The organism is Lacrimispora sphenoides JCM 1415 (genome assembly GCF_900105615.1).
In the GTDB taxonomy this organism is placed as follows: domain Bacteria; phylum Bacillota; class Clostridia; order Lachnospirales; family Lachnospiraceae; genus Lacrimispora; species Lacrimispora sphenoides.
In genome coordinates, this window is sequence record NZ_LT630003.1 from 3,438,691 (window position 1) to 3,450,286 (window position 11,596).

At 41.7% G+C, this 11,596-nt stretch carries 13 protein-coding genes; 7 read left to right on the forward strand and 6 right to left on the reverse strand.

Going from position 1 to position 11,596, the window contains the following annotated elements:
- Window positions 1–3 precede the first annotated feature (3 nt).
- From BMX69_RS15570 to csrA, 4 genes are read left to right on the forward strand one after another with little or no spacing between them, the layout of a single operon-like run.
- On the forward strand, window positions 4–1,017 hold the full coding sequence (locus BMX69_RS15570) for a hypothetical protein (RefSeq protein WP_100042846.1): 1,014 nt from the start codon (window positions 4–6) through the stop codon (window positions 1,015–1,017).
- A gap of 22 nt (window positions 1,018–1,039) precedes the next feature.
- Entirely contained in the window at window positions 1,040–1,648 is a 609-nt protein-coding gene (locus BMX69_RS15575; protein ID WP_054790142.1) for a DUF6470 family protein, read from the forward strand.
- 21 nt (window positions 1,649–1,669) lie between these two features.
- Entirely contained in the window at window positions 1,670–2,143 is a 474-nt protein-coding gene (fliW, locus tag BMX69_RS15580; protein WP_100042847.1) for a flagellar assembly protein FliW, read from the forward strand.
- Entirely contained in the window at window positions 2,118–2,369 is a 252-nt protein-coding gene (gene csrA, locus BMX69_RS15585) for a carbon storage regulator CsrA (RefSeq protein ID WP_100042848.1), read from the forward strand. The genes fliW and csrA overlap by 26 nt, the downstream gene beginning before the upstream one ends.
- 2 nt (window positions 2,370–2,371) lie before the next feature.
- Here csrA and BMX69_RS15590 read toward each other — a convergent pair whose 3' ends face one another.
- A complete protein-coding gene (locus BMX69_RS15590; RefSeq protein WP_100042849.1) occupies window positions 2,372–3,646 on the reverse strand; it encodes a nucleotidyltransferase domain-containing protein in 1,275 nt (424 codons plus the stop codon).
- 148 nt (window positions 3,647–3,794) lie between these two features.
- On the opposite strand from BMX69_RS15590, the gene BMX69_RS15595 reads away from it, so the two are divergent.
- Entirely contained in the window at window positions 3,795–4,550 is a 756-nt protein-coding gene (locus BMX69_RS15595; RefSeq protein ID WP_100042850.1) for a C39 family peptidase, read from the forward strand.
- A gap of 22 nt (window positions 4,551–4,572) precedes the next feature.
- Here the strand turns inward: BMX69_RS15595 and BMX69_RS15600 are convergent, their stop codons facing one another.
- From BMX69_RS15600 to fliD, 3 genes are all read right to left on the reverse strand, one after another.
- Complete coding sequence (locus tag BMX69_RS15600; RefSeq protein WP_054790137.1) at window positions 4,573–4,968, reverse strand: hypothetical protein; 396 nt, start codon at window positions 4,966–4,968, stop codon at window positions 4,573–4,575.
- A 72-nt stretch (window positions 4,969–5,040) separates the two neighbouring features.
- Window positions 5,041–5,424 carry a flagellar export chaperone FliS gene (gene fliS / locus BMX69_RS15605; protein WP_330387445.1) on the reverse strand — a complete coding sequence of 128 codons (384 nt, stop codon included), beginning with the start codon at window positions 5,422–5,424 and terminating at the stop codon, window positions 5,041–5,043.
- 6 nt (window positions 5,425–5,430) lie between these two features.
- Window positions 5,431–7,854, reverse strand: a complete 2,424-nt coding sequence (gene fliD / locus BMX69_RS15610; RefSeq protein ID WP_100042851.1) for a flagellar filament capping protein FliD — start codon at window positions 7,852–7,854, stop codon at window positions 5,431–5,433.
- Between the two features lie 142 nt (window positions 7,855–7,996).
- Between fliD and BMX69_RS15615 the strand changes: the two genes are divergently transcribed.
- Both BMX69_RS15615 and BMX69_RS24165 read left to right on the forward strand, forming a co-directional pair.
- Window positions 7,997–8,770, forward strand: coding sequence for a ParA family protein (locus BMX69_RS15615; RefSeq protein ID WP_054790133.1), 774 nt, complete (start codon window positions 7,997–7,999; stop codon window positions 8,768–8,770).
- 22 nt (window positions 8,771–8,792) lie between these two features.
- The gene (locus BMX69_RS24165; protein ID WP_115639901.1) at window positions 8,793–9,392 is read left to right on the forward strand and encodes a late competence development ComFB family protein; all 600 of its coding nucleotides are present in this window, start codon (window positions 8,793–8,795) and stop codon (window positions 9,390–9,392) included.
- On the opposite strand, the gene BMX69_RS15625 is transcribed toward BMX69_RS24165, so the two are convergent.
- Window positions 9,389–10,669, reverse strand: coding sequence for an EAL and HDOD domain-containing protein (locus BMX69_RS15625; protein WP_054790130.1), 1,281 nt, complete (start codon window positions 10,667–10,669; stop codon window positions 9,389–9,391). The two genes, BMX69_RS24165 and BMX69_RS15625, sit on opposite strands and share 4 nt — an antisense overlap.
- 4 nt (window positions 10,670–10,673) lie before the next feature.
- Window positions 10,674–11,582: a chemotaxis protein gene (locus tag BMX69_RS15630; protein WP_054790129.1), complete on the reverse strand. Its 909-nt coding sequence runs from the start codon at window positions 11,580–11,582 to the stop codon at window positions 10,674–10,676.
- Window positions 11,583–11,596 lie beyond the last annotated feature (14 nt).

The following is an 11,596-nucleotide window of genomic DNA, read 5'->3' on the forward strand; positions in this document are numbered from 1 at the left end:
CCAATGAGAATTTCAACCAATGCGATTATTCGGAACTATAAGAGCAATCTTGCAGCTTCCATAGCCAACCTAAATGTATCAAGAAACCATGTTATGACTCAACGAAGCTTTAACAACGTCTCGGAGAATCCTGCATCTGCAGCCCGTGCATCCCAGCTTCACCGCAAATACTACAAGAATCTGGATAACTTAAACACTTTATCAGATGTTCAGTCCCGTCAGGATGGACAGGAAGATGCACTCATGCAGATATCCAATGCTATGAAAACCATTAGTGCGGAATATAACATACAGGCTATGAGCGGTGACAAGCAGACACCGGAAACGAGGCAAACCTTTGCAACTGCCATCCGTCAGTTCCAAAAATCCATGGCCTTAAGCCTTAACTCCACCTATGAGGACACATTTTTATTTGCAGGAGCAGACGGAAAGAATCCGCCTTTTGCTCTCTCTGAAGACGGAAAAACCCTTACTTACCGTGGTATTAATGTGGATGCTGCCGCCGGCAGTCAAAATTATAAAGATCTTACTAATTTGTCCAAAGAAACCCTTTATGTTGACTTAGGGCTGGGCCTTTCTCTCGATGGCGCTGACCGTGTCGTACCTTCTAGCGCATTTAACCTTTCTCTTCCCGGTATAAAGGCCATTGGATATGGACAAGATGCGGATGGGATGAGCAATAATGTCATTGTTTTAGCCGGTCAGCTGGCTGATGCCCTGGAGGCAGATACTTTTGATGCTGACAATTATGGAAAGCTTATGAACAAATTTAAAGACCTAGGAACCAACGTATTAAATGAAGTCACTAATCTGGGTGTTAAATCTGAGTTTTTAAATACCACAAAAGACCGTCTTGAAAATAACGATATTTCTCTACAGGAACAAATGTTAAAGGTGGAAGGAATAGACCCTGCTGAAGCCATTACCGATTATATGTGGAATCAGTATGCATACAATGCTGCCCTAAAGGTAGGAACCAGCATCTTATCTCCATCTTTTATTGATTTCATGAAGTAAAGTTGATTGGAGGTGTGTTATAATGGAACCATTGCTTAGAATTACGACCATACCGATTAAATACGAACTGAAAATCCAGAGAGCAAAACTGGAATATTCCAGTTCTAAGTCTGACCTGATAACCGACAGAAACAAGGGCGGCCTGACTATAAAAAACCGCCCCACTAAATTGTATCTGGATACGTACGATGCACGTAATTCAGTCTGTCCCACTACAATGGAAAGTGTGCGGCAATCCGCTGCCATGGGTAAAACAGCCGCCATGGAGGCTACTGCTGCATACGCAGAAGAAGGTGCTATGTTGTTAGACCCTAACATTTTAAATCCCCTTGACTTAATATTCAGCCAACGTGCCCAAATGCCTACAGGAGAATTCGGATTACAATTCCTTCCTTCTACAGGTCCTAATATTGAATGGTCAGATCCTGACTTTTCTATGCAATACGAAATGGATCGGATGAGTTTTGACATAAAAGTTGCAAATGGGCATTTTGAATTTATACCCGGAAATGTTGAGCTGTCAATCACACAAATGCCTGATGTGAATATTGAATATATCGGAAAGCCCCTTTATGTTCCGCCTAGCGCTGCTGATTTATTCGAGCATTCTTCGGTAGATCTTATCGCTTAACCCTGCACTCTGGAGGTATTTATGGAAATTAGTACACAATATTTTGGAAAGATTTCCTGCTCAGAAAAAGAATTTATACATTTTTCTGATGGGCTGTTTGGTTTTGCTGACTTGAAAAATTATGTTCCTCTGGCCTTTCAGGAGAATAGCGATGCTTTAATTTGTCTGCAGTCCATAGATGATTTAAGCGTTTCGTTTATTCTTATGAATCCATTCCAGTTTTATGAAAAATACGAACCGGAATTATCTCAGGAGGATCAGAAACTTCTTAAAGCATCAGATGGCGAAGATAAGGTTTCTTATTATGTTATCAGCGTAATTCATGATCCAATGGAGAGCAGCACGGTAAACTTAAAGGCTCCCATTGCGGTAAATACAGAAACCCGGGAAGCCAGACAGGTGATTTTAGATAATCCTCTTTACCGTTTCCGTCATCCGCTTAAGGATTTTATAAAAAAGGGGGATTCGCATGCTGATTCTTCAAAGAAAAAATAATCAGTCCCTATCGATTGGTGACAACATAACTGTTTCAATCGTTGAAATCGGAAATGATTGGGTAAAGTTAGCCATTGATGCACCAAAAGAAATTTCAATTCTTCGCACAGAGCTATTGGAAGCCGCCTCAGCTAATCAAGAGGCCGCTTCCTCCTGCCTAAACGAAGATTCTATTTCCAAGATCAAGGATTTGATGAGCCAGTCAAAAAACAGCGGTAATACCTGATGTTATTTAGGTATTTCCGCTGTTTTTTCTCTTATATCTTCTTCTCCTGTATTTTCTTCCATTTCTTCTTTTTCTTCTTTTTCTTCTTTTTCTCTCACTTTTACTTTCTGATATCTTTTCCACATGAGTAGAAATACAGTCTTTTTAGAGATCCGGAACTTATCTCCTAATTTGTTGCCAATCAGCCTTACGAAATATCTCCCAAGACGGATAAGCCAAAAATAAGGGAGAAGTATGCTGGTGTTCTCCAAAGCAGGATATATGGTCTCCATATATTCACGGTCCGGAAACAGCCACGCTATCAGTCTTAGGATTTCTTCTCTTTTCCTGTCTCTGGAATAACAGTCGGCAACCGTTTTAATCAAAGGCAGGAACTGGGCACTGATTTCACGTCCTTCCGTTCCTTTACTGAAGATGTAGGATTCCATAGCATCGTATATTTCCACATTTTCGATTCCAGTTCCAGTGCCAAACCAGCGCAGGATGAGATATTCCAGACGTTCCGCAAACTCATCAATTTTAAGTTCCTTTAAACGTTCGTATATATAGGGCCATGAGAAGAATTCCCCCTGGTTTTTATAAAATACCCAGAAATCCATGATCTGGCTTAAGCTGATATCCCCTCTTGCATAAGAATCCGTCAATTTGCACATAAGGAATAAATATATCTCACTGGCATTCATCTCCTGAATATAATTGGTGCCCTTTTTATTTGGCAAGGAATGAAGCAGTTTGATATAAAACTTTTGCATTAATCTGCTGAAAAACATAGTTTGGTTGAAACACAAAACCTTATTCCCTGGAACCCGATAGTACAGCTCTCCACGAATTTCAGTATAACGTTCTTCAAAATCCGCATTCCAAAGAAGTGTTCTGACAACCTGGGCATACTTTTTTTCCGTTCCAATCTCTATAAATTCTCTGCAGCACATTTCTTCAATGGGATAGCATTTAACAAAATCAGAGTAGTTTAGAAAAAAGCAGTTTATGCCGTTCCTTTCAAGAAGAGCCTGTACCTGCCTTTCTGTTGAACGTAAACGTTCAACCCGATGAACGGATTCTAAATATTTCCCAAAAAAACGCTGACGGATAGACTGAGGTATCTCTTCATTTAATCCCATAATTCCGTAATAAACAACATGAGCCACACGATGATAATCAGCAAGCCGGAACATCTTTTCCCAATTTAAGTTCCTCAGCGGTGCCGGCGATTCCTTCTGATTCATCACTGCAGACAGCAATGTCATTAAATACCGTTCTTCGTATCCTTTACTCATTCACGATTCCACCTTTAATCAATATACGGTTTCCTGCAGACAGCATATCATTTATCGCTGAAAAACAACATCACCTCTTATATTATATATCGGTTTTTTTACGGCAATCTTAACTTTATCAGACAGCAGTTCGATAAATAAAATAGAAATGAATAATACTACTATAGAAAAGGTGAATGTGTTGAATACCATCCAATATATCCTGTTTCAAACTCTGTTTCTGACTGTAATTCCTCTTATGGCCTCCTCTTCCTTCAATCAGCCGATCCTGGGAGGAAGTGGAACTGAGGTTGTTTCAGATTATTATCAAAATGAAGGCCTTGAAGAGGCCGCAGCTGATTTTCCTCAAGAGGGAAGATATGACCTCATGCTGGACAGCGTTTGCGGCCCTCTTACCCACTATAACCAGAATGATGCAAGGTGGGGCGGCTTTCTATATGGAGGAAAGGATTCTCTTGCCACCTATGGCTGTGGCCCTACTGTTATGGCTATGATTGTCACAAGCCTTACCGGTAATCAGGTTCTTCCACCTGATATGGCTGCCTGGGCTGCAGCAAATAAATCCTGGGCGCCCGGTCAGGGTTCTTATCACCGTCTGATTTTAGACAGCGCCCTGGCTTATGGCCTGAATGCCGAACCAGTTAAGGATTATACGGTCCAGGGGCTGGAAAATGCATTAAATTCCGGACATGTGATTGTAGCCCTTATGAAAAAGGGGCATTTTACCCAGAATGGGCATTTTATTATCCTTACCCACTTTACGGAAGAGGGTCTGATAAAAATTGCTGATGCCAATCAATACGATAATTGTCAATTAGACTGGGATCCCTCTCTTATATTGAAGGAATTAAACTATCATGCTTCAAATGGAGGGCCTCTTTGGATGATCGGCCCTCCAAATTAAGTAAATCAGGGTTCCTTTTTCTTTATTGATAGTAAGAGTCCTTTCCTGATAGCCGTATGCTTATATACCGGTCCGCTTCAATGGTCCGCTTCAGTGCAAGCTGAATGTTCTTTCCCTTCTCCGCTAGCACCCCAGCTATAGGACTGTCAGGATTCCCGCTTCCCTTACCGTTAAGCCACTCTCTTACCTGGCCACCGTTTTCCGGTGGCAGAGCGGATATCAGACATTCTACATTCCTGGTACATACATCTGCTTTATTCATTTCCTCCTGGCGCATTCCCAAAAGCAGTTGAACCGATTCCCTGTCATTTCGAGACAGGGCGTCTCCCATCTCTCGTGTAATGTGCTCAATTTCAACAATTGACATATATTTCTTTTGCATCTCTTTAAGAATTTCAACCAGCATGGAATCTTCCATATTCATCCTCCCTCATTCATAAAACTGAATAGTAAATAGCCGGAGAGAAAATCTTCCCTCCGGCATCACTTTTTAACTGCTTAACTTCTGCGCTTCTTTAAAGGCATCTCTCAATTCAACAATCAAGGGTCTGACTTCTGCAATCACCTTTGGATTTCTTCCTGCACTAATCCGGCTGAACTCATAAAGAAAGAAATCATACAGCCGTTTTAACTCGGAGCTTATTTCATATTTATGATTCAGCGTATTTTTTAAATAATTGACAATTTCAACGGATCGCTGCATGGACTGGTCAAATAGAGTGTAATCTTCTTTCTCCAGGGCAAGCTCCGCTTTAGTCAGACGTTTTAACAATTCATCATACAGGAGTCCAAGCATCTCACCAGGAGTCATGGTATTCACCGCCTGAGCTTTGTAATTCTGATAACCATAGGCATTCATATTCTGCACCGCCATTCTTTATTAACCACCGAATGCGCCTTGCAGCCAGCTACTCTGAGAGTTCATTTGGGAAATCAATGTCTCCAAAGAAGTAAACTGCTTGATATACCGATCTGTCTCCGTCTTAAGCTGGGACTGGAGGCGCACAATAGTACTATCGATTGAATCCATTGATTTCTTAAGAGAATTGGAAAGAATACTGGTTGGTGCATAAATAGAACCTGCTTTTTCAACCAGGATTCCTTTTGTCGCACCTGTTGTGGCAGCATATTTTTCCGTAATCCCGGTTAAACGAGTCATAAGGCCGCCCTTATCTCCTGTAAGAGTATCTTCGCCCTGAGTGAATAGCTTCTGCAAGTCATCTCCAGATTTCTCAAGGGCTGCACGGAATTTTACCTCATCAAATACAAGCGATCCGTTATCCTCATAATTGCTGCTTGTTGAAATTCCATAGGACTCTAAAAGGGCTTTCTTCTCAGAACCGCCTTCAAAGATAAAGCGCATACTGTCAGTCAGACCTCTTAAGTCAGAATCATTGAACAACAATCCTTCCTTAGCCTTTGCTTCCCACTGTTCTATCTGCTTTTCCGTCATTCCCGCTTTTTGTTCATCTGTCAAAGGCTCATATTGACGGTTCGGTTTTGTGGAAACCTGTTCATTGACCATTTTGATGATATCATTGTAGTCTTTGATCATATCGGAAACGGCTTTTGCTATTTTATCGGAATCTGTTTTTGCATTAAAGGTAACAGCCTCGTCACGGTTGTCTGCGCCTGTTGTATTAAAGGTCCCGTTTACTGTGACATTTAACCCATCCAGATCAAATGTGTTGCTTCCTCTGGTCAGTTTGACTGGAGCCGATGAATCATCATATTTAACGTACACGATGGCATCCTGACCATAAACAGGACCCTGATTTGCCATAGCTCCAAAAAGCTTCGCATTATCCGTACCTTCAATATTAAACTCGATTGTTCCGGATGCCCCTTCTCCCTTCGATACAATGGAAAATTTGTCGGCATTTCTCATATAACTCATCGTCACACCGGCATCGGAATCATTAATTTTTTTCATGATTTCATTTAAGGTACTTTTGTTAGTAAGCCCTTCAATCTTGTGTCCATTGATTACAATATTTAAAGGAGTATCATCAGCTGGCACAGCACTTGAAGAAATTAATCCAGATTCTCCAATCGCTACATTTAAATTCAGACGATTTGATTCTCCATTTACTACTTTTAAGGCTCCATCCTTTCCTGTTACTCCAGCATCAGCATAGGCAATTGCCAAGTCAGATGATGAATCCAGATAATTATTAAGATAATCGGGATCATCGGGATCTCCGCCAGGCTTTACGGTATAAAATTCCAGCTTTCCATTGTTGGCCGCAGTCGCTTCCACATGAATTCTTCCTGTTCCAAATTCTTTTTCCAACTTTTCCTGGATATCTTTGGCCATATCATTTAAATTGCCTTTGGACTCTAGCGTTATGGATTTTGTTACCCCATTATATGTAAAGCTCATACTTTTCCCATTGATCCTGTCTTCAAATGACAGATCCTTAAAAATAGTCTGATTATCTTTTAAATCCGTCGACATTCCTGAAGCATCTATGACTGTCTTACCCTGTTTTCCCAACTCAACAAGCTCTTCACCGCTATTTATGCCAATAGCTTCCAATGCTCCCTTGCTTCCACCTGCAAGGCGAACTTCATTACCTGCTGGATCATCGGATTTAAAATTAAGCGTAAAGGAACCATCTGCAGGGTCTACTTCACCGCTTGCATTCAGAACATCTGCCAAAGTCCTGCCCTCTCCTATGGAAACCTCTGCCAAGGCTCTGTTGATGGATTCTACTGTATTGTCTCCATTGGAATAATCGTACGGCTTGCCAGCCTTATCTGTACCGCTTTTAAATGAAACACTATAAGTTTTATTACCAACCTGAAAGGTTAAGTACTGACCTTCCAAAGTATTGACTGTTTTCATCTCATCCAAATCAATCTTTCCTGTCTCTAACACTCCATCAGAAACAGCTCCACCGGAAACTGTAGAGGCCTTTTTAGCTAGCTGCTCCACTCCTAAAATGGATACGGAATTTGCAGTAGACGAACTTCCTGTTACCTGGACGTACTTGCTGTTTGTCCCTACTGCCGTAACATTGCTCTGTGCCCAAAAGCTAGGGCTTGAAAGATTAGTGGCGGGATTTGTATATGAAGTATATTTTTTTGAAAACTCAACCAGCTTGGAACTGATGGAGCGGTAAGCGTCCTGTTTCCACAGCAGGGTCTGTTTGCTCTTTTGCTGCTTCGCAATCTTCGCTCTTGTGGCGGCGGTCATACCTTCAATCAGACTATCCCGGTCTAAGCCGCTGGCAAGGCCGCCATAACCACGGACAGAAGAAGATAAACTATTACTAGTCACATTATTGTATACTGATGCCATATTGAAGCTCCTTTCTAACGATACACATCTTCATGATTCTCTAAAATCCAGCTTTTTTCTTGTTTTTACTATACTTATTTATCGACATATTGTATACTAAAGATAATAGTTTTATTTCAATTTACGATTGGAGGAATAGAAGTTGTCAACAGTCATTGCAATTACAAATCAAAAAGGCGGCGTAGGCAAAACAACCACTTCCTGTGCTCTTGCCTGCGGTCTTGCCATGAATAATAAAAGAGTTTTGGCGGTGGATCTTGACCCTCAGGGCAACTTAGGCTTCAGCCTTGGACTACAGATCGAATCCGGCGCAACCATTTACGAAGTTTTAAAAGGGACCGCTTCCCTGCAGGAGGCCATCCAGTCTACAAAGCGCTGCGATGTAATCGCCTCCAATATCCTGTTAAGCGGAGCTGAACTGGAGTTTACTGGAAAACAGCGGGAATGTATTCTTAAAAATATTCTCTCTACTGTAGCCGGATATTACGATTACATCATTATCGATACTCCTCCTGCATTAAATATTCTTACTGTTAATGCTTATGCGGCTGCTGACTATCTGATCATCCCCATGGTTCCTGAAATTCTAAGCCTTTTGGGTGTCTCCCAGATTAAAGATACCATCAACACCGTCCGTTCCTCCGTCAATCCGGATCTGGTGGTCCTTGGAATATTGCTTAACAAATATAATCCCAGAACTCTCCTTTCCAAAGAAGTAAAGGAAATGGCTCAGAAAATCGCACTACAGATCAACTCTACGGTATTTAATACCCATATTCGATCCAGTGTCTGCGTGGCGGAAGCCCCTGCCCAGGGAGAAAATCTTCTGGATTATGCTCCAAGATCCAATCCGGCCCAGGACTACAAGGAATTGATTTCCGAGGTTCTGGAATTGATTAAACAACGTAAAAAATAATTACCCGAAGGGAGTTTTAATTATGGCCAGAAAAAGCAGTAAAACAGCTCATGTAATGAATCTGTTAGCAGGAGAAGAGGCTGAATCCTCTAAAGAAGAGGCTGCCAGAGAAAATCTTGCAGCCCGGCAAACCTCCGATTCTACGGAAAAAATCAGGGAACTTACGGATTCAAATCAGCCGACTTCTCCTCCAACTCCTATTTCCATTATAGACATGTCTTCTTCAGCCCCGGACCCGGTGGCAGAATTGATCAGGGAACAGTTAGAGGAGGCAGAAGGGATGGAAGATGCTCCTGAACCGGAGACTCCTTCCCTTGAACAGGAAACAGAACCTGATGTTCCGGAAATATCGATTCCATCATTTCAATATCTGAATGTTATGGAACACATCGTAAAGAATGCGGTATCAGAATACATGAATAAATTCGATGTTTGCAACTGTGACCGGTGCACTGCAGATGTCACGGCCCTGGCACTGTCCCATCTGCCTCCCAAATACATAGTCGCAGAGAATTCCACCGCATCTCCTCTTTTAAACTTTTATTCCACCCGATTTTCTCAGCAAGTAGTTGTAGAATTGACCAAAGCCTGTTCTGCTGTAAAAGAAAACCCACACCATTAGGTGTGGGCTTCTTTTATTATGTTCTCTGTTTCCCGGTCTACGTTGCTTACAACCCCTTCCCATATCTCATTTACCGTTTCTACACAATCCATGTAGGTTTGTGCCAGAAGAGAAGAAGGGATACCTAATTCATTTGATAGAGATTTTACAGCTTTCCAGTCTGCATTTTCATAGCTAAGAATGAGTTTATAAAGCGATCCGCATATTCCTTCCTGCTTAAGCAGCGCATCCTTGATCTCCTGGGCCACAGGTACTTCTTCAAGAATTTCTTCCAATGGCGCATCAATCATGTACTGCAAGGTCGAGAACATTCCCATCATATAAACCTCTGATCGGATAATGGGCAGGTCCTTGATGTGGTCAGAAAGGACCATAGCATAATTAGCCCGAAGAAAGGACAGCTTCAGCATGGCCTCACGGGACTCATCACTTTCAAAATCATTGTTAAAGCTTAAAAGGTATACCCATTGCTTTAACTGACTGATTCCCATGGTAACCAGAGCCTGGCGGATGGAAGACACTCGTCTGCGCAGAGCAAAATAAGCAGAATTTACAATTTTAAGTAGAGCGTAACTTAATGCCGCGTCATGGCTTATAACCGTTTCGATCTGTTCAATATCCGGTTCATCTTTCGATACTTCCACAACAAGCTGGAAGAAGTTCCCTTCCAGGAATTCCATTCGTTTTACTTTCTTTGCCATAGCTTCCGCGACATAACTGCCTTCTGCATAGTCGGCGCCGACTTCCATGGCAAGCTCATAATCCTCTTTGGTATTAACACCGGTTGCGATACATTTCTTATCAAAGCCTTTCATGGTGTTGATAAGATTATTTAAGGAAACCCGTTCTCTTCCTTCGTGCTTATTGCTGATATCCACTTTTATGTAGGTAACATAATCCAGCATGGTAAAATACTTGGGAGAAAACTGGAAATCATTGATTGCAAATATATAACCTTCCGTGCGGTATCTTTTGATGATAGCGGGCGATAAGGGATGGATCATCACATGATCTTCAATTTGAATAATTAATTTTTCCTTATCAAAAATTTTCGGCATATTCCGGAACAATAAAGAAGGAGTAAATGTTACAAATGTAAGTTTATCCTGGAAAATCCTTTCCGTGTTCTGCATAAGAAAACCTGCTATGGTATCTGCCGCCGCCACATCGGTACTATTATAGAGGGCGTCATAATCCTTTTGAAACAGCACCTCGTAGCCAATGATCCTGTCCTCCTTAAGTGCCTTAATAGGCTGCCGGGTGACATATCTATCCATTGTTTTACCTCCTTTGAAGCAAATGGTCAATCACTTCCACCAGATGTCCGATTTCCGGTTTGGACAACTGCTCATCTGCGCCCAGCTTCTTTCCTTTGATCATTAATTCCTGATTGATCATTGATGAAAAAATAACAATCGGAATGTGTTGTAACGCTTTATCGTCCTTCACCAGCTTTGTCAGATGGTGACCATCCATTTCCGGCATTTCGATATCTGTAATAATCAGGCTTAATTTATTAGCAAAGTCCGAATCATCCCGAATCTGATTTAAGTAGTCCCATGCTTCCTGTCCGTTGTTTTTAAAAGTCAGGTTATGGTAGCCTGCCTTCCTAAGCGAAGCTTCTATCATCCTGGTTAACAATATGGAATCTTCTGCAATCAGAATGGGGCTTCCATCTTTTTCCCTGTCTTCAAATTTGTTAATCTCATTCAACTGAATCCCTGTTTCCGGAGCAATTTCCGCTACGATTTTTTCGAAATCCAGGATTGTAACCAAATCCTTTCCGCACTGGGCAATGCCTGTCGCCACTCCTTCCTCCCCCCGGCTGATGGTATTGTCCGGCTTCTGTATATCCTTCCATGAAATGCGGCTTATTCCCACTACGCTGTGAACCCGGAACGCAATATGCAGCTTATTAAAGTTAGTAATAATGAATAAATCTTTTGGCTGCTGTTCTGTTTTGCTTCCTGTCAGATAGTGGGGAAGGTCAATTACAGTGAGAAGGATATCTCTGGGCTTGAATATTCCCTCCACAGAAGGGTGAGCATGGGGAATGGGCTTTACTTTATCTGACATCATGATTTCACGTACTTTTGCCACGTTGATGCCATACAATTCACCATAAATGGTAAATTCCATTATTTCGATCTCATTGGTACCTGACTCTAACAAAATCTCTGTTTCTGCCATACTTCTTCTCCTTT